The organism is Hydrogenophaga sp. SL48, assembly GCF_021729865.1.
GTDB lineage: Bacteria > Pseudomonadota > Gammaproteobacteria > Burkholderiales > Burkholderiaceae_C > Hydrogenophaga.
The window spans coordinates 3,718,876-3,736,952 of sequence record NZ_CP063400.1 but is presented as its reverse complement, the minus strand read 5'-3'; the positions used below and the strand labels follow the sequence as shown (position 1 = coordinate 3,736,952).

The 18,077-nt window shown below is 68.3% G+C and carries 16 protein-coding genes and 1 tRNA gene; 3 read left to right on the top strand and 14 right to left on the bottom strand.

Annotation, left to right across the window (positions count from 1 at the left end; all coding sequences use genetic code 11):
- Positions 1-141 precede the first annotated feature (141 nt).
- The 5 genes from ampD to IM738_RS17685 are packed head-to-tail and all read right to left on the bottom strand — an operon-like array spanning position 142 to position 5,105.
- Positions 142-762, bottom strand: a complete 621-nt coding sequence (gene ampD / locus IM738_RS17705; RefSeq protein ID WP_236962369.1) for a 1,6-anhydro-N-acetylmuramyl-L-alanine amidase AmpD — start codon at positions 760-762, stop codon at positions 142-144.
- Positions 746-2,227 (bottom strand): sigma-54-dependent transcriptional regulator, encoded by a 1,482-nt coding sequence (locus IM738_RS17700; protein WP_236962368.1) that lies wholly within the window; start codon positions 2,225-2,227, stop codon positions 746-748. Before IM738_RS17700 ends, ampD begins: the two co-directional genes overlap by 17 nt.
- A 10-nt stretch (positions 2,228-2,237) precedes the next feature.
- Positions 2,238-4,037, bottom strand: coding sequence for an ATP-binding protein (locus IM738_RS17695; RefSeq protein WP_442908440.1), 1,800 nt, complete (start codon positions 4,035-4,037; stop codon positions 2,238-2,240).
- 27 nt (positions 4,038-4,064) lie between these two features.
- Positions 4,065-4,298, bottom strand: coding sequence for a PP0621 family protein (locus tag IM738_RS17690; RefSeq protein ID WP_236962366.1), 234 nt, complete (start codon positions 4,296-4,298; stop codon positions 4,065-4,067).
- A gap of 6 nt (positions 4,299-4,304) precedes the next feature.
- A complete protein-coding gene (locus IM738_RS17685; RefSeq protein ID WP_236962365.1) occupies positions 4,305-5,105 on the bottom strand; it encodes a cytochrome C assembly family protein in 801 nt (266 codons plus the stop codon).
- A gap of 158 nt (positions 5,106-5,263) precedes the next feature.
- Here IM738_RS17685 and ffh point away from each other — a divergent pair, with 158 nt between their 5' ends.
- Together ffh and IM738_RS17675 are read left to right on the top strand one after the other, a co-directional pair.
- Positions 5,264-6,622 carry a signal recognition particle protein gene (gene ffh / locus IM738_RS17680; RefSeq protein WP_236962364.1) on the top strand — a complete coding sequence of 453 codons (1,359 nt, stop codon included), beginning with the start codon at positions 5,264-5,266 and terminating at the stop codon, positions 6,620-6,622.
- Positions 6,623-6,797: 175 nt separating this feature from the next.
- Positions 6,798-7,424, top strand: a complete 627-nt coding sequence (locus IM738_RS17675) for an energy-coupling factor ABC transporter permease (RefSeq protein WP_236962363.1) — start codon at positions 6,798-6,800, stop codon at positions 7,422-7,424.
- A 47-nt stretch (positions 7,425-7,471) separates the two neighbouring features.
- Here IM738_RS17675 and mdoH read toward each other — a convergent pair whose 3' ends face one another.
- From mdoH to IM738_RS17640, 7 genes are all read right to left on the bottom strand, one after another.
- Complete coding sequence (mdoH, locus tag IM738_RS17670; protein WP_236962362.1) at positions 7,472-9,466, bottom strand: glucans biosynthesis glucosyltransferase MdoH; 1,995 nt, start codon at positions 9,464-9,466, stop codon at positions 7,472-7,474.
- Positions 9,439-11,007, bottom strand: a complete 1,569-nt coding sequence (locus tag IM738_RS17665; RefSeq protein WP_236962361.1) for a glucan biosynthesis protein G — start codon at positions 11,005-11,007, stop codon at positions 9,439-9,441. Before IM738_RS17665 ends, mdoH begins: the two co-directional genes overlap by 28 nt.
- 191 nt (positions 11,008-11,198) lie before the next feature.
- On the bottom strand, positions 11,199-12,632 hold the full coding sequence (locus IM738_RS17660; protein ID WP_236962360.1) for a sigma 54-interacting transcriptional regulator: 1,434 nt from the start codon (positions 12,630-12,632) through the stop codon (positions 11,199-11,201).
- Positions 12,629-13,321, bottom strand: coding sequence for a hypothetical protein (locus IM738_RS17655; RefSeq protein ID WP_236962359.1), 693 nt, complete (start codon positions 13,319-13,321; stop codon positions 12,629-12,631). Before IM738_RS17655 ends, IM738_RS17660 begins: the two co-directional genes overlap by 4 nt.
- Positions 13,311-14,729, bottom strand: coding sequence for a sensor histidine kinase (locus IM738_RS17650; protein WP_236962358.1), 1,419 nt, complete (start codon positions 14,727-14,729; stop codon positions 13,311-13,313). Before IM738_RS17650 ends, IM738_RS17655 begins: the two co-directional genes overlap by 11 nt.
- Before the next feature lie 34 nt (positions 14,730-14,763).
- The gene (gene miaB / locus IM738_RS17645) at positions 14,764-16,116 is read right to left on the bottom strand and encodes a tRNA (N6-isopentenyl adenosine(37)-C2)-methylthiotransferase MiaB (protein WP_236962357.1); all 1,353 of its coding nucleotides are present in this window, start codon (positions 16,114-16,116) and stop codon (positions 14,764-14,766) included.
- 118 nt (positions 16,117-16,234) lie between these two features.
- On the bottom strand, positions 16,235-16,627 hold the full coding sequence (locus IM738_RS17640) for a hypothetical protein (RefSeq protein WP_236962356.1): 393 nt from the start codon (positions 16,625-16,627) through the stop codon (positions 16,235-16,237).
- A gap of 100 nt (positions 16,628-16,727) precedes the next feature.
- Between IM738_RS17640 and IM738_RS17635 the strand changes: the two genes are divergently transcribed.
- Positions 16,728-17,321: a carboxymuconolactone decarboxylase family protein gene (locus tag IM738_RS17635; protein ID WP_236962355.1), complete on the top strand. Its 594-nt coding sequence runs from the start codon at positions 16,728-16,730 to the stop codon at positions 17,319-17,321.
- A 16-nt stretch (positions 17,322-17,337) separates the two neighbouring features.
- Here IM738_RS17635 and IM738_RS17630 read toward each other — a convergent pair whose 3' ends face one another.
- Positions 17,338-17,898 (bottom strand): YaeQ family protein, encoded by a 561-nt coding sequence (locus tag IM738_RS17630; protein ID WP_236962354.1) that lies wholly within the window; start codon positions 17,896-17,898, stop codon positions 17,338-17,340.
- 71 nt (positions 17,899-17,969) lie between these two features.
- Positions 17,970-18,046 (bottom strand) — tRNA-Met (locus tag IM738_RS17625).
- Between the last annotated feature and the right edge of the window lie 31 nt (positions 18,047-18,077).

Sequence of the window (18,077 nt, the reverse complement as noted above, 5' to 3'; positions counted from 1 at the left end):
GGGGGCAGCGCGGAACGGCGGTGCTGCTGCTTCTGGGTTCTTGAGGTCAACAACGGCGCGTGTTGCCAATGGATTTGCCGTTGAACACCGCACCGATTCTGGTGTGGCCAGGATGCGGTGTTCGCTGAACTCCGGGTGGATTCACGCAGGACGCTGAACGGTCCCGATCACACATTCGGGAAAACACCCGTGCGCCCAGCGCAGGTCCCGCTGAAGCCGGGCCCAGTCAAAGCCCGGTCCGGGATCCTGTTTGCGGCCCGGCGCAATGTGTTCGTGGCCGGCGATGTGGGCGATGACGTGGCGTTCACGCAGGCGCCGGCACAGCCGGGCCAGCGTGACGTACTGTGCGGGCTCAAACGTCTGGCCTTCCAGCCCTTCCAGTTCGATGCCGATGGAGTCGTCATTGCATTGCGAACGCCCGCGCCAGCACGATGCACCGGCGTGCCAGGCGCGGTCGTCGGTGCTGACAAACTGCAACAGCGTGCCATCGCGGCGCACAAAAAAATGCGACGAAACCTCGATGCCCCGGATCTGCTCGAAGTAAGGGTGCGCCGACCAGTCCAGCTGGTTGGTGAACAGCTGTTCCACTTCCGGGCCGCCGTATTCACCGGGAGGCAGGCTGATCGAATGCAGCACGATCAGGTCGATCACGGCCGCTGCCGGGCGGGCGCCGAAGTTGGGCGAGGGCACCCGGCGCGCCGCCTTGAGCCAGCCACCGTCCCAGACGGCATCGCGTCCCCTGGTGTCAGGTGTTGTCGTCATCGTCGGACGGCATGGTGATGCCCAGCCGCTGGATGCGGTAACGCATCTGGCGCAGGTTCAGCCCCAGGCGCGCTGCGGCGGCCGTGCGGTTGAAGTCGCTTTCCTTGAGCGCCTTGAGCAGCACCTGCCGTTCCTGTTCGTCGAGGAAGACCTGCAGGTCGGCCGGGATGCCGGAGCCCGCGTGGTCCACCGAGACCTGTTGGGCGGCCAGTGCGAGCGGTGTCGGGGTTTCCCGGCGCTCGCTGCCTCCCCCGCCTGGGTCTGCGAAGTCCTGGGTCTGCAACGTGGTCCCGGAGCTGAGCGCCATGGCGCGCTGCAACAGGTTTTCCAGCTCACGGACGTTGCCTGCCAGCTCGCACGAGCGCAGCCAGGCGAGGGCGTCGTCGGACAGCGCAGGGGTGGCGTGGCCCGACTCGTTGCAGATCCGTTGCAGCAGCGCCTGCACCAGCTCGGGCAGGTCCTCCCTGCGCTCACGCAGGGCCGGCGTGCGCAGCCCGATCACGTTGAGGCGATAGAACAGGTCCTGCCGGAACTCTCCGCTCTTGACCAGCGCCGCCAGGTCGCGGTGGGTGGCGCTCACGAGACGCACGTCCACACTGTCTTCTTGCACACCGCCCAGCGGGCGCACGCGCCGCTCCTGGATCACGCGCAGCAGCTTGGCCTGCATGCCCAGCGGCAGGTCCCCGATCTCGTCGAGGAACAGGGTGCCGCCCTTGGCCGCCTGGAAATACCCTTCGCGGTCTTGGGTGGCGCCGGTGTAGGCGCCTTTGCGCGCACCGAAAAACTCGGCCTCGATCAGGTTGTCTGGAATGGCGCCGCAGTTGACCGCGACAAACGGCCCGCTCGCGCGGTGGCTGCACTCGTGCACCGCGCGCGCCACCAGCTCCTTGCCGGTGCCCGACTCGCCGAGGATCAGCACCGGGGCCATGCTGGTGGCCACCTTCTCGATGCGGCCGCGGATCTGAACCATGCTGGGCGATGTGCCCACGATGCGTTCGAGGGCCTTCACACCGCCGGGCGGCGGCGGCGCGCTGCGGCCGACCGCGTCGTTCAGCGGGGCTCGCGGCAGCGTGGCGGCCGGGGGATGACGCTGTCCCTGGATCGCCGCATTGACGGCCGCGCGCAGTTGTTTGAGGTCCACCGGTTTGGTGAGGTAGTCGAAGGCGCCCGACTTGAGCGCCTCGACCGCGTTCTCGGCCGAGCCGTACGCGGTGATCACGATGGACTTCTCGCTGCGTTGCTGGGCGGCCAGCTCGCGCAGCAACTCCAGACCCAGGCCGTCGGGCAATCGCATGTCGGTGATCAGCACATCGAAACGGCGCTGAACGAGCCACTCGCGCGCCTGGGCCAGGTCGGGCGCGGAGATCACTTCGTGGCCTTCGCGCAGCAGGGTGAGTTCGTAGAGGGTTCGCAGGTCTGGTTCGTCATCGACGACCAGCACACACGCGCTGGGGGAGGTGGACATGGCGGACGCGTCAGAGCGTGGAGAGTGATGGGGGGTCGGCCTGGGACAGGCCGGGGCGCGTGTAGGCCGCCACCGAATCGCCGGGTGGGTAGCTCAGGCTTTGCTGGACGGGTGTCTTGCTCGACCCATCGATGATGGGCGCGAGCACATAGAACTCGTTGCCTTCCCGCTGATCGAGGCGGCTGCGCTGGTAGGCAATCTGGGCACCATAGCGCTCGCAGAGCTCCCGGCAGATGTACAGGCCCAGACCGCTGGAGCGGCTCTCGGAAGAAAAGAACGGTTCGAACAGGTGCCGCAGCACGCTGGCCTCCAGCGGCGCACCGTCGCTCCAGACCGACAGGCGCACCCGGTCGTTGCCGTGGGGTTGCGAGATCACCCGGATGGACGATGGCTGGCCGCTGGCGTGGCGCAAGGCGTTGTCCAGCAGGTTGATCAGCAGGCGGCGCAGGTGCTCGGGGTCGAAGCCGATGTGGGCGCCCGGCGCATGGGGGTGAACGCCCAGCACGCCCTGGGCCTTGTTCTGCTTGAGCCACTCGTGGGCAATCTGGCGCAGGGTCTGGTCCACCGGCAAGGCGGGGACACCTTCGTCCTGGCTGGGCTGGACCCTGGCGACGTTGAGGATGTCGTCCACGATGCGCGAGAGCCGTTGCGCGTTCTGTTCGATCATGCGGGTGAGGCGTTTCTGCCCTGGCTCCGAGACCTCCTCATCCAGCAGGGCATTCGCCTGTGTGATGGCAGAAAGCGGGTTGCGGATTTCGTGGGCCACCGCCGCCGACATGCGGCCCATGGACGCCAGCTTCTCGGTGCGCACCTTCGCCTCCACCTCGCGAAGGTCCTCCAGGAACAGCACGCACAACTCCGATTGGCGCCCGCTGGGTGAGCTGGTCAGCCGGGTGCGGGCGAAGAAGCGGTGGGTGGTGAACTCGTCGGGATCGATCCGCACCTCCGATTCGAGCCCCTCACCCACCATGAAGGACTTGTCCACCAGGTGGGAAATGCCGTTCCAGCCCGGGCGTGCAGACAGCAGCAGCTTGGCGGCATGCGGATAGCTGTCGCCCATCAGCATGTTCTGGGCCGCCGGGTTGGCGTTGCGCACCACGCCGTGGCGGTCCACCACCAGCACACCTTCGCTCAGGCTTTCGATGATCAGCTCATTGACCTGTGCCTGGGTGCGTGCAGCCGCCTGGCTGGTCTGTGCCAGCACCTCTTCTCGCGCCAGGCGCTGCGCCAGCTGGTTGGCCAGGAACGCGATCAGGAAAAAACCGGTGCCCGTCAGGCCTGCCTGCAGCAGTCTGGCGGTGGACACGGCGCTCAGCAAGGGCGCACTCAGGGCCGCGTCGCCGAGCAGGTAGAGCGTGACCCCGGCCGCGGTGGCCAGGGCCAGCGTCATCGACCCCAGGATGGATGCGAGCAGCACCGGCAGGGCAAACAGGGGGGTGTAGTTGATGCCGCTCTGCTGAAAATACTGCAGCACAGCGAAAACAGCCAGGTCCACGCCGATCGACATCAGCCACTGGATCCCGAACGGTTTGCCGGGCTCGATCGGCCGGGTCCAGAGCAGCACCGCGAGCGCCGCGCTCAGGTGTAGCGCATTGACCAGCACCAGCCACTGGGGGCCGCCGCTCTGGGTGAGCAGCACAAACACCTGCAGGGCCAGCAACACCAGGGCGATGATCACCCGTGCCCGCATGAAGGCCCGCCAAAGCCGCACATAGGCCCGAACCCGGTGGACCTGGCCGCGGCTGCCGGATCCAGCTTCCAGGGTGGAAAACCAGGATGGTGCGAACTGGGAGGTGCCTTCGTGCGCCATGTCAGCGCCCGGATCGCGAACCCGGCATCACGGCGATGCCCCTTCGTTTTGCCGGCGATGTTCCTGGCAGCAGTACACGCCCTGCTGGCCCCGGACCACTTCGGCCTCGGGCAGGTGGGTGCCGCAGTGGTCGCACGCCACCATGGCCACCGGTTTGCCCGGCCCGCGAGGCGGTGGTGCACCGGGCCGCTCGTTCAGCCGGTTGTTGCGCCAGATCCAGAAAGCCACCAGCACCACCGCCAGGACGAGAAGGAATTTCATTGGGGGTCAGGCGCGCTGCAGAACGACTTCGAGCACGAAGCGGGAGCCGGCGTATCCCAGCAGCAGGAAGCCCGCGCCCAGGTACAGGGTGCGCACCGCGACCCGCCCGCGCCAGCCCAGGCGCCAGCGGCCCCAGAGCAGCACGCCCATGATGAGCCAGGCCAGCACGGAGAACAGGGTCTTGTGGTTCCAGACCCAGCGCTCGTTGATGAGTTCGGAGAACCAGCCGCCGACCAGCAGCGTGGCGCTCAGCAGCACAAAGCCCGCCGCCACGAAACGGAAGGTGAGCCGCTCCAGGGTGAGCAGGGGCATGGAGGTTTCCGATGTGGTGCCCTGCCGCATCGCTTTTTCGGCACGCTGCATCAGCCAGGCGTGCACCACGGCCGCCGCAATCAGGCCGTAGGAGGCGATGCCCAGCGCCCAGTGCAAGGGCATCCAGTTGGAGGGCAGCGCGTGGTACTCGGAGCCGGGGAAAAGCAGGGCCAGCAGGACCGCGAGGGTGCCCAGCACCGCGAGCGTCCAGCGGGCCTTGAGCTGGGGATACATCCGGCTCTCGATGAGGTACACGGTGAGCACCAGCCAGGCGGTGATCGACAGCGCCGGGGCAAACCCGAAACGTGCTGGCGTGTCCAGCAGCGCCATGGCCAGCACGATCAGGTGCAGCAGCCAGGCCGAGGCCAGCACGCCACGCGTCTGGGCGGGCGTCATGCGTGGATGGGCCCAGGCCAGAAAGGCGTACGACAGCGCCGCCACCGCCGACAGCAGCGCTGCGGGCGGGTTGGTCGTGAGGGCGGGCATCAGGTTCATGGCGTCGGTGTGGAAACCGGGGTCGGGCGCGGTGCGCGGCTAAAATCCTGCACTGAGTTTAAAGCGTCTTGGCCGTGCGAACCGCTGGCGTTCCGCCACGCGACCAGGACCCCGGCCAGTCCGCTGCCGCCACCACCCACCCGACCCGAGCGCACCCCATGGCATCAGCCCTTTCCGACCGTCTCTCACGCATCGTCAAGGAAATGCGCGGCCAGGCCCGCATCACCGAGGCCAATGTCACCGACATGCTGCGAGAGGTGCGCATGGCCCTGCTGGAGGCCGACGTGGCGTTGCCGGTGGTGCGTGACTTCATCGCGCGGGTGAAAGAGAAGGCGCTGGGCCAGGAGGTGGTGGGTTCGCTCACCCCGGGGCAGGTGCTGGTCAGCGTGGTCAACCGCGAGCTCGCCGCCACCATGGGCGCCGGCGTGGCCGACATCAACCTCGCGGCCCAACCGCCGGCGGTGATCCTGATGGCGGGTCTGCAGGGTGCCGGTAAAACGACCACCACCGCCAAGCTGGCCAAGCACCTGATCGAGAAGCGCAAGAAGAAGGTGCTCACGGTGTCGGGCGACGTCTACCGCCCAGCCGCCATCGAGCAGCTCAAGACGGTGACGGCGCAGGCCGGGGCCGAATGGTTCCCGAGCACGCCCGACCAGAAGCCGGTGGACATCGCCCGTGCGGCCATCGACTACGCCCGCAAACACTACTTTGACGTGCTGCTGGTGGACACGGCCGGACGTCTCGCCATCGATGAAGCGCTGATGCGCGAGATCCAGGAACTGCACGCGGTGCTGAACCCGGTGGAGACGCTCTTCGTGGTGGACGCCATGCAGGGCCAGGACGCGATCAACACCGCCAAGGCCTTCAGCGCGGCGCTGCCGCTGACCGGCATCATCCTGACCAAGCTCGACGGCGACTCGCGCGGTGGCGCGGCACTGTCGGTGCGACAGGTCACCGGCGCGCCGATCAAGTTCGCCGGCACCTCGGAAAAGATCGACGGCCTGGAGGTGTTCGACGCCGAGCGCCACGCCGGGCGCATCCTGGGCATGGGCGACATCCTGGCGCTGGTCGAGCAGGTCACCGCCGGGGTCGACATGGCCGCGGCAGAGAAGCTCGCGGCCAAGGTCAAGAGCGGTGGCGATTTTGATCTGAACGACTTCCTCGACCAGATCCGCCAGATGAAGCAGATGGGGGGCCTCTCCAGCCTGATGGACAAGCTGCCCGGCAACATGGCCGCCAAGGCCACCGAGGCCGATCTGACCCGCGCTGAAAAGGACATCAAGCGCAAGGAGGGCATCATCTGCAGCATGACGCTCAGGGAGCGCACCAAGCCCGAGATCATCAAGGCCACGCGCAAGCGCCGCATCGCCGCCGGTGCCGGCGTGCAGGTGCAGGAGGTCAACCGCCTGCTCAAGGAGTTCGAGCAGATGCAGGGCATGATGAAAAAGATGAAGGGTGGCGGCCTCATGAAGATGATGAAACGCATGGGTGGCATGAAGGGCATGCCCCGGATGTAGTCCCCCCTGCGCCGCCTGCGGCGTCACCCCCCCGAGGGGGCGGCACAGGTCGTCCGGCGAAGCCGGCCCGGCGGTGCCCTGGGAGCTGGCGCCGTTCGGGCGTGTGGGGGTGTGAGGCTGGCGCCTCTGACCGATGTCAAGACAGTGGCTTGGCCGTTCGGTCACACTGATTCCCATGTTGTTTTTTCTTGAATTGGCGCTGGGCCTGCTCTGCCTGGGGGTGGCCCTGTGGCTCCAGCCCTGGCGCATGCTGGCGGGCCCTTTGCTGACGCCGGCCCTGGCCGGCTTGGTCGTCCTGCCGTGGCTGTGGCTGCTCCCGCAGCACATGCCGCAGGGCCTGGCGGTGCAGTTCTCGGGCGCGAGCCTGCTGGTGTTGATGCTGGGCTGGCCGCTGGCGGTGCTGGTGCTCAGCGGCGTGGCGCTGGTGGTCTGGGCCCTTGGCGCTGGGGGGCTTGCGCTGGCGGTGTCGCAGTGGGTCTGGATCGGCCTGGCGCCTGCGACGATCGCCCTGTTCATCGGCGCCGTGCTGCGGCGCTGGCTGCCGCCCAACCCGTTCGTTTACACGCTGGGTCGTGGCTTTCTGGGCACGGCCGCGGCCGTGTTCCTCTCGGGCTTGTTGATGGAGCTGATCTACCGGCTGGCCGGGGGCGTGGCGCTGGAACAGGCGCTCGTGGCGCGCTGGCTCATGGCCTGGGGCGATGCCTTCCTCACCGGCATGGCCTGCGCCATCTTCGTGGCCTTTGCGCCCCAGTGGCTCGCCACCTGGTCCGACGAGCGCTACCTCCATCCCCCCGGCGGCTGAGCGCCTTCGGAGCGGCCGGACGGCGCTCATGCCGCCGGTTCAGGCTCTCAGGCGAGCTTGAGCAGCGACAGGCGCGAGGCGTGGCGCCAGGCCCGGCGCAGCACCGCCGGGGACCACGATTCTTCCGGGATCAGCAGGGCGCCGCGTGAACGCATCCAGGCGCCGAGTTCGACGTGTCCCGTGGCCACGGTGAACGGTACCGCCAGCACCAGCGGGAGGGTCACCGGCAGCATCCAGAGCAGCGCGTCGGGGTTGAGGGCGGCCACGCCGACCAGCACCAGACCGACCACGGCAGCGATGGGCGCCAACTGGGCCGCCGCACCGCGCCAGGCCACGCCATTGGCTTCCCGAGGCGGTGACTTCCAGTCGAGCTGGATGCCGGTGACGGCCACCAGCACGAACAGCGAATGCGCCACCATGCGGATGGGCGCCTGGATCAGCGCCAGCGCGCTCTCCAGCCCGGCGCTGGCCAGCAGGTTGCCGACACCACCGAAGCGTTTTTGTTCACCCTTGAGGAACACCGCCAGCAGGCCCAGCAGGCGCGGCAGGAACAGCAGGCAGAGCGTCCATGCCCACAGCACCAGACGCTCGTCCGACACGCTGCGCAGCGACGACAGCGGGTCCGGGTGGCTCAGCACCAGCGCCGTGCCCAGCGCCATGAAGGCCAGCCACAGTGGCGCTGCCAGGTAGGACATGGCGCCGATGCCGAACATGAAGCGGTGCACGCGGTGGATGCCGGGTTCGGCGATCAGGCGCGAGTTCTGCAGGTTGCCCTGGCACCAGCGACGGTCGCGCTGCAGTTCGGACAGCAGGTCCGGCGGTTGCTGCTCGTAGCTGCCGGTGAGGTCGGACACCAGCCACACGTGATAACCGGCGCGGCGCATCAGCGCGGCCTCGACGAAGTCGTGCGACATGATGCCGCCGGACATGCCGCCCTTGCCTTCTATCGGCGCCAGTGCGCAGTGCTTCATGAAGGGTTCGACACGGATGATGGCGTTGTGGCCCCAGTAGTGCGATTCGCCGAGCTGCCAGAACTGCATGCCCAGGGTGAACAGCTGGCCCGTCACGCGCGAGCCGAACTGCTGCGCCCGGGCGTGCAGGGTGGCGTGGCCGATGGCCTGGGTGGCGGTCTGGATGATGCCCGCGCGCGGGTTGGCTTCCATCAGCTGGGTCAGCGACACCAGGCAGCTGCCGCTCATGACGCTGTCGGCGTCGAGCACCACCATGTAGCGGTAGTCCTTGCCCCAGCGGCGGCAGAAGTCGGCCACGTTGCCGGCCTTGCGGTGGGTGCGGCGGCTGCGCAGGCGGTAATACACCTCGATCGGCGGCTGGCCTGGCTGCTCGGCCAGGGCGGCGCGCAAGGCCTCCCAGGCCTGCCGTTCGGCCGCGGCGATGGCGGGGTCATAGCTGTCGGAGAGCACGAACACGTCGAACTGGCCTGCGTGGCCGGTGCCGATCAGCGACTCGCAGGTGGCCCTCAGGCCGGCGAACACGGTGGCCACGTCTTCGTTGCAGATCGGCATGATGAGGGCGGTGCGCGCCTCGGGGTTCATGGCGTGGTCGCGCACCGAGGCGGCCGTGAGCGTGTGGCGGTCGCCGCGCAGCATCACCCAGAAGCCCATGAGCGCTGTCACGAAGCCCGTGATCACCCAGGCCGAGAGCAGCACGAACAGCCCCAGCTGCGCCACCTGCAGCCAGGTGTTTTCACCGTCGGGCTGGGCGCGGTGGTACAGGCTTGCGGCCAGCAGGGTGCTCAGCACCGTGAGCACCGAAAACACCGTCCGGCGGCGGTTGCCGGCGGTCTCCCAGGCCATGGGCCGGGGGCCGCGAACGGCCTGGGGCCTGGACTGACCGGGCAGGCAGGCGCTGGCCGCCGACAGCATGGCGGCGCCGATGCTCTTCCAGAAGCCTCGCCAGGGCCGGGGCACCATGGACCCGCGGTGGACCGGCGGTGCGGTCACGGCGTTGGGGTGGCGCTCCTCGCGCAACCGGCTGCGGCCGCCCGTGGCGGGCGTCACTCGGGCAAGAGTAGGTGTGTCCATGTTTCGCTCAGGGTGTGGTTCTGGTGTTGGAGAAAGGCGCGCAGTTCGACCGGGCGGGCCGGGTCGATGCGTTCCACGCGGATCACGGCGCGCCAGGTCTGGGTGGCGGGGTTGGGGTAGGCCAGGGCTTCGAGCACCCGGCCGTTGCTGTCGGCGCTGACCATGGCGCGCACGTCGGCGCCCGCAGGCAGGGCCGCCAGCGACGGGCCCGCGAACTCGAGCACGAACTTGGGCTGTTGGGCCTGTTCCTGGGGACTGAGCTTGGTGTAGCCATAGCCCTTGCGGGTCTGGGTCACCCAGGCCGATGGCGGGCGGGTCTGGTCGTCGCCTTGCCAGGCCAGTTCGTAGGCCAGTTCCAGTGCTTCGCCCGGCAGGGGCGTGCGGGCCGGCACCCAGTAGGCAACGATGTTGTCGTGCGTTTCGTCAGGGGTCGGCAGCTGCACCAGCTCCACCCGGCCCGGGCCCCAGTCGCCCAGCGGCTTGACCCAGGCGCTGGGGCGGCGCTCGTAGCGGGCCTCCACGTCCTCAAAGCTGGCAAAGGCGCGGTCGCGCTGCATCAGGCCGAAGCCGCGCAGTTGCTGCATGGCAAACGAGCTGATCACCAGATGGCGCGGGTTCTGCAGCGGGCGCCACAGCCACTCGCCCTCGCCGGTCACGACCATCAGGCCGTCGGAGTCGTGGACCTCCGGGCGGAAGTCGGTGGCGTGGCGCTGGTTTTCGCCGAAGGTGAACATGCTGGTGAGCGGTGCCAGGCCCAGCGTGGTCACGGGCGCGCTGCCCGCGCGCAGGTACACCCGCGCGTGCACGGTCATGGTGGTCTGGCTGCCCGGGCGGATCACGAAGCGGTAGGCGCCGGTGCTGCGAGGCGACTCCAGCAGGGCGTAGACCGTGACCTCTGTGGCGCCGGGGGCTGGGCGCTCCAGCCAGAACTCGGTGAAGCGCGGGAACTCTTCGGCGCCCGCGCCCACGGTGTCGATGGCCAGGCCGCGCGCCGACAGGCCGTACTGCTGGTTCTTGCCGAGGGCCCGGAAGTAGCTCGCGCCGACGAAGGCCGCTATTTCGTCCATGGTGCCCGGCCGGTTCACCGGGTGGAGCAGGCGGAAACCGGCGTAACCGACGTCGCCCCAGGCGGTGGGGTCGACGATCTGCCGACCGTATTCGAAGCGCTCGCTCTGGAAGGGGATGGGTTGCGCGGTGCCACCCGTGATTTCGTGGACACGAACCGTGTCGGTCTGGGTTCCGCCCGGGTGGAAGAACTGGGCGTGGAAAGGCAGCTGTTCGGTGAACCAGGTGGCGCGTTCATCGCGGAAGCGGATGAGCCGCATCTGGTCGTAGTCCAGCGCCTTCAGTTCGGCCGGCAGCTTGTCGCCGTTTGCGCGGTAAGGCGCCTGCGCGCGGGTCTGGGCCAGGTGGCTCAGGGTGGTCCAGTCGAACCCCTGGGCCATCGCCGGAGCCCCGGCCAGCATGGCCAGCAGCGCGAAAAGCACGGTCCAGCGGCCGGGTGCGCGGGGGGCTGAAATGAGGGAAAAAGGGCGGGGCATGCCTTGATTAGGGCAAACCCTGTGCCAGGTCTGAAAACTCCTTTTAAATCAACAGTTTGAATGGATTTGTTGACGTCGAGGGGCCGCGCGGTGCCGTGAGCGGGGGATGAATGCCCGGTTTTTGTCGCCAGATGGCGACAGGTCGGGTGGGGTGTTCAAAAAAAGCCTTTTGAATCAAAGACTTTGGTTTGTCACGTATCGGCGACAGGGTCGGCGCCCTCGTCGGCCAGGCCGGTTCCGGTGTCGCTTTTGAACAGGCCCGGCGTCAGTGCGTGTTTTTGCAGCAGGCGGTAGAACTCGGTGCGGTTGCGCTGTGCCAGCCGCGCCGCGTCGGCCACATTGCCGTCGGTCATTTTCAGCAACCCCACCAGGTACTCGCGTTCGAAGCGCTGCCGCGCGTCGGCGAAGCTCAGCACCTCGACGGAGGGGGTGCGCAGGGCGCGCTGCACCAGCGCCAGCGACACCAGGGGCGTGGTGGACAGGGCGCAGACCTGCTCGACCACGTTGTAGAGCTGGCGCACGTTGCCCGGCCACGCCGACATCGTCAGCGCCTTGAGCGCCTCAGGCGCAAAGCCGGAGCTGCGCTTGCCGTATTTGGCGGCCAGTTTCGAGAGGAAGTGGTTGGCCAGCAGGGCGATGTCTTCGCGGCGCTCGGCCAGCGTGGGCAGGGTCAGCGTGACCACGTTGAGGCGGTAGTAGAGGTCTTCGCGAAACTGGCCCAGCGCCATCGCGGCCTCCAGGTCGCGGTGGGTCGCCGAGATGATGCGCACGTCCACCGGCAGCGACTGGCTCGATCCCAGCGGGCGCACCGCGCGCTCCTGCAGCACGCGCAGCAGCTTGACCTGCAGGGCCGGCGGCATGTCACCGATCTCGTCGAGCAGCAGCGTGCCGCCGTCGGCCGCCTGGAACAGGCCCTTGTGGTTGGCCACGGCGTCGGTGAAGGCGCCCTTCATGTGGCCGAACAGCTCGGATTCGAGCAGGGCCTCGGGGATGGCGCCGCAGTTGACCGCGATGAAGGGACGCTTGGCGCGCGGGCTGGCTCGGTGGATCGCGTGGGCCAGCACCTCCTTGCCGGTGCCGCTGTCGCCGCGCAGCAGCACGCTCGCGTCCGACTGCGCCACCATGCGCGCCTCGGCCAGCAGGTCGGCCATGCGGTTGGAGCGGCTGACGATCTCGGCGCGCCACTGCTCGTCGGCGGGGTGGCTGGGGCCCGCCGGGGCGCTCATGGCCAGGGCCTGGGCGATTTTCTCCAGCAACTCCCGCGCTTCGTAGGGTTTGGTGAGGTAGCCGAAGACGCCGCGCGCGGTGGCCTCCACCGCATCGGGGATGGTGCCGTGCGCGGTGAGCAGGATCACCGGCAGCGAGGGGTGGCGCGTGCGGACCTCGTCGAACAGCGCCAGGCCATCGCGCCCGGGCAGGCGCACGTCCGACAGCACCAGCTGCGGCCGCTCGATGTCGAGCTGGCTGAGCGCCGCTTCGGCGGAGCCGACCGCCGTCACCTGGTAACCCGCCGCCCCGAGCCGCATCGACAGCAGGCGCAGCATGTCGGGGTCGTCGTCCACCACCAGCAGGCGCCCGCGCGACCCGGCCGGGGCCGACGGTGCCCGCTCGACGGGGGTGTTCATGGCGCCGTGCCCCTGCCCGTGCCCGGGCCGGTCCGGGGTGTGAGGCTGCGCTCGATGTCGCGCATGGCGTCGAGCCGGTCGCTCAGCATGTCGATGCGGCGCTGGTGGTCGCGCAACTGTTGCGCCTGCCGGTCCACCGTGTCTTCGAGGCGTCGCAGATCGCTCAGGCTGGTCGCCAGCAGCCGCGCCAGCGGCTTGAACGGCGCGCTCTCCGGCGCCGGATGCGTCGCCACCCGCTGCAGCAGGCTGAGGGCACGCGCCGAGGCCGCCGGCTGGTGGAGGTGCATCAGCACCAGCGCGCTCTGCAGCTGAAGGGACGGCACAGCGCCGGGATCGCCGAGCGCGTTCAATTCCTGCAACAGCTCGTTGCTGGACAGCCCCCGCAGGCGTTCGGCATAGCCCATCACCGACACCAGGGTGGCGGGAGCGGTGGTGTCCCCCGTCGGGGCCGATGGGCGTTCCCCGTTGGGGGGCGGGGTTGGCGCGGGCGGGTTGAGCACCGGCGGTTCCACCGGTTTGGGCCGTTCGAGGGTGGGGGGAGGTGCCGGCGGCGGTGCGGTCACCACCGGTTGCGGAGGGGTTGTGCAGGCGCCCAGACACACGGCGGTGCCGAGGCACAGCGCCAGGCGCTGACCCCGGGTGCTCCGGTGGGCGCGGCGGTAAGAAGGAAGAAGAGGATCAGATGGCATGAGGCAATTCGATGCAGAAGTGGGCGCCCTGGCGCTCAGGCAGCAGTTGAACACGGCCGCCATGGGCCTCAATGTATTCGCGCACGATGGACAGCCCGATGCCCGACCCCCGTACCGTGTCTGCCGGCTGGCGTTCACCGCGGTAAAACGGTTCAAAAATGCGCTGGCCGTCTGCTTCGGCCACCCCCGGGCCCTGGTCGATCACGTGCAGGCTGGCCAGGCCCGCGTCGCTCTGCAGCACCAGGCGGATCTGCCCGCCGGGAGGCGAAAAACGGATCGCGTTGGACAGCAGGTTGCCGATGGCCGAGGCCATTTTCTGGCGGTCCACCGGCACCACCAGCGAGCGGCCCTCGGCACGCACCTCCAGCTGGTGCGACTGCCAGCGCAGCCGCTGGGCCTCGATCTGCTCTTCCACCAGGGCCAGCAGGTCGGTGGGTTCGCGTTGCAACTGGCGGGCCTCGAACGCCGCCGCGTTGAAGCGCAGCAGGGTTTCAATCTGGTGCTGCAGCAGCTGGGTGTTGTGCTGCAGGATGGTCACCACCTCGGCCTGGCTGGGGTTGAGCGGGCCGGCCACGCCGTCGCCCAGTACCGCCACGCCCTCGTGCAGCGAGGCCAGCGGGGTCTTGAGTTCGTGCGACACGTGGCGCAGAAAGCGGGCCTTGTCGGCGTCGAGCTCGGTCAGGCGCAGGCGCAGCCACTCCAGCTGCTGGCTCACGCGGCGCACGTCGGGCGGCCCCGGGATGTCGATCGGCAGGTCCAGCCGGTTCTCGCCCAGGCGGACGATGGCCTTCTCCAGCCGCTGGAACGGTCGGGCCAGCCAGACGCCGAACCCCAGCGCCATCACCGCCGCCAGCGCGATGGAGCCCAGCACCTGCTGCGTCAGCTGGCGCCGGCTGTCTTCCACCCGGGACTGCAGGGCGTCGTTGCGGTTGCCGATGATGGTCTGCACCTGCTGGGCGATGGACGCGCTGTGGCCGTCGAGCTCGCGGAAGGCGCGGGCCACGGCACGCTCGCGATCAAATGCGGTTTCTGGCGGGCCCTCCAGCAAGGCCTCCACCTCGGCCAGAGGCCGCAGCCAGTTGCGGGAAAAATCGGCGGGAAGTTCATTGCCTTCCAGCCTGCGGAGGATGTCGCGCGACTGACCCGCGGCCTCAAAAAAACGCTGGCGCAGCTGGCGGTCGCCCAGCACCAGCGACTGCCGGGCCGCCCGCTCCATGGTCAGGCTGCGTTCGCGCAGCGATTGCGCCGCCGTGCTCAGCGCGATCGCCTGGGCCGTGCTCTCGCGGCCCTGCGCCATCATGGTGTCGAGTGTGAACAGCGCCCTCAGCGCGGCCGCACCCAGCAGCGCGCCGATCAGCAGAAACGCCACCAGCAGCAGCTGGGGGAACGAAAACCGCAGCGTCTTCACGACGGGTCGCCCGATGGGCGTGCGCGCGCGGTCCTCACACCGATTCGCGCACCATCACCTCGCCCCGCAAGGCGTGCGGGAAGGTCTCGGTGATGCGCACGTCGATCATCTGGCCCACCAGCCGCGCGCCGCTCGGGCCGGCGGCGAAGTTGACCACGCGGTTGCATTCGGTGCGCCCCATCAGCTCGGGCGCTTCGGCCGTGGACTTGCGCGACGGGCCTTCGACCAGGATGCGTTGCACCGTGTCCTGCCGGCTCGCGCTGATGCGGGCCACGTTGGCCTCGATCACGGCCTGCAGGTGCTGCAGGCGCCTGAGCTTCTCGGCGTGCGGCGTGTCGTCGGGCAGGTTGGCGGCCGGTGTGCCCGGGCGCGGGCTGAAGATGAAGCTGAAGCTGATGTCGAAACCGATGTCGTCGATCAGCTTCATCAGCTTGTTGAAGTCGTCGTCGGTCTCGCCGGGGAAACCGACGATGAAGTCGCTGCTCATCGCCAGATCGGGGCGGATCGCGCGCAGCTTGCGCACCGTGCTCTTGTATTCCATGGCGGTGTAGCCGCGCTTCATGGCCATCAGGATGCGGTCCGACCCGTGCTGCACCGGCAGGTGCAGGTGGTTCACCAGTTTCGGGATCTTCGCGTAGGCCTCGATCAGGCGCGGCGTGAACTCGTTGGGGTGGCTGGTGGTGTAGCGGATGCGCTCGATGCCCGGGATGTCGGCCACGTATTCGAGCAGCAGGGCGAAGTCGGCGATCTCGGCCGTGTCGCCCATCTTGCCGCGGTAGGCGTTGACGTTCTGGCCCAGCAGGTTGACCTCGCGCACGCCCTGGTCGGCCAGGCCGGCGATCTCCACCAGCACGTCCTCAAACGGGCGGCTCACCTCGTCACCGCGCGTGTACGGCACCACGCAGTAACTGCAGTATTTGGAGCAGCCTTCCATGATCGACACGAAGGCGCTGCAGCCGTCGACCCGCGCGGGCGGCAGGTGGTCGAACTTCTCGATCTCGGGGAAGCTGATGTCCACTTGCGGGCGCGACTGTGTTTCGCGGCGCGCCAGCAGCTCCGGCAGGCGGTGCAGGGTCTGCGGGCCGAACACCACGTCCACATAGGGCGCGCGCTTGATGATCTCGGCGCCTTCCTGGCTGGCCACGCAGCCGCCGACGCCGATCAGCACGCCCTTTTTTTTCAGGTGCTGCACGCGGCCGAGGTCGGAGAACACCTTTTCCTGTGCCTTCTCGCGCACCGAGCAGGTGTTGAACAGGATCAGGTCGGCCTCATTGACGTCCTGCGTGGGCTCGTAGCCTTCGGCGGCGTTCATCACGTCGGCCATCTTGTCCGAGTCGTACTCGTTCATCTGGCAGCCGAAGGTTTTGATAAAGACTTTTTTGCTCATGATCTTCAATGGGAAATGCGCGGCACCGAGGGCGCGCGGGGCCTGCCTGCAGGCGGATGTCGGGGGGTCATGCGCTGGACGCTGCCGCAAGGCGGGCGCCGAGGGGAGACCGTGAGGCTCAGTTGGCCGCGGCGGCCGCGCTGGCGGCGGTGTGGCGCTTCTCGGCCGCTTCGGCTTCGGTCAGGATCCACACGTCGTGCACCATGCCGTGAGCTTCCAGCGTGTAGTTCACGGTCAACGTCTGGTTCACCAGGCCGCCCGAGAGCAGCAGCATGTTGTTGGTGCCGCGGATGCGCGCGCCGGGTGAGAGTTGGGCGGCCTTGCCGTCAAGTGTCACGAGGGGTGGCTGCGTCACGACCAGCGTGCCGCGCAGGGCCTTGGCCGGGAACATGCGGGGCTGGTTCTGCGCCAGTGTAGGCAAGGACAGTCCGGCCACGGCCAAGCCGAGCGTCAGGAGCGCCGCGCGGCGGCGGGCGCCCGTGGTGGAGAGGGAAACGGGGCAGCGGTTCATGGTGTTCGTCCAGAGGCTGGGTTGTGAGGGCGGGTGGGCATTGTCTCATGGGGCGACCGCCCGGCGTACAGTGGCCGACCGTCGTTTCACCGGAGATCCCATGTCCCGCCTCTCGCCGTTGCCGCCCGACACCACGCCCGAACTCAAACCCCATTTCGACTTCTTCCTCGGTACCCTGGGATTCACCCCGAACAGCGTGCTGACCATGCAGCGCCGACCCAAGCTGGCGCAGGCACTGGCGGTGATGAACGCGGCCGTGATGGATCCGGACGGCGAGGTGGACCTGGGCTTTCGCAGGCTCATCGGGCATGTCGTGAGCAAAGCCTCGGGCTGTCTGTACTGTCAGGCGCACACCCTGCTGGGCGCGAAAAACTTTGGTGCGAGCGAGGCCAAGCTGGCCGACATCTGGACCTACGCACACAGCCCGCACTACAGCGAGCGCGAGCGCCTGGCCCTGGACTTCGCGCTGGCCGCAGCCTCACAGCCCAATGCCGTGACCGACGCCCAGTTCGCGCAGCTTCAAGCGCATTGGAACGACGGTGAAATCGTGGAAATCCTGGGGGTGGTCGCGATGTTCGCTTTCCTCAACCGCTGGAACGACACCCTGGCCACACCGCTGGAAGCGGTGCCCGAGGCGCTGGCCTCGCGTACCTTGGGCGATCAGGGCTGGGCGCCCGGAAAACACGCGAAATGACGCGCGAACGTGCGTCTTACTTCCAGCGGATCGGCTCAATGTGCACGCTGCCCAGCGTGCTGCTCAGGGTGAGCGCGCCTTCCTGCACCGTGGCCTGCAGCTGCATGCTGCGCTCGGCCATGGCCGCCAGCGCGGGCGCCACCTCGGTCGGCAGGCGCCAGACCTGCAGCTTGTCCAGGCGGGTCAGTTTGGTCTCGATGCCGCGCCACCACACGTCGGCCGCCGAGCCGAAGGCGTAGAGGATCACGGCATCGGCCTTGCTGCAGGCCTTGGACACCGGTTTGTCCTCGGGCTGGCCGACCTCGATCCAGATCCGCTTGCGACCGGTGAAATCGGTCAGCGAGACGTCCGGGTCGTCCGGGTCCGACAGGCCGGCGCCGAAGGCGAGCGTGCCGTCGCCGTGGCAGGTGTCCTGCAGCTCGTGGGCATGGATCGCCATCGCCACCAGCCGGACCATCATGCGTTCGTCGGTCTCGCTGGGGTGGCGTGCGAGCGTGAGCGCGTGGTCGGCGTAGTAGCCGTGGTCGATGTCGGCGATCTGGAGGTTCGCCTTGAAGATGGTGGATTTGATGGCCATGGCGAGCGTTGGAAGGGAGCGGGCAACAAAAAAAGCGGGTGCCGTTGCCGGACCCGCTTTTTGGTGTGTTCTGGTGGCGATAGGTGGACTTGAACCACCGACATCAGCATTATGAATGCTGCGCTCTAACCAACTGAGCTATATCGCCGAAGCCCAGAATTATAGCCAAATTTTGGGCG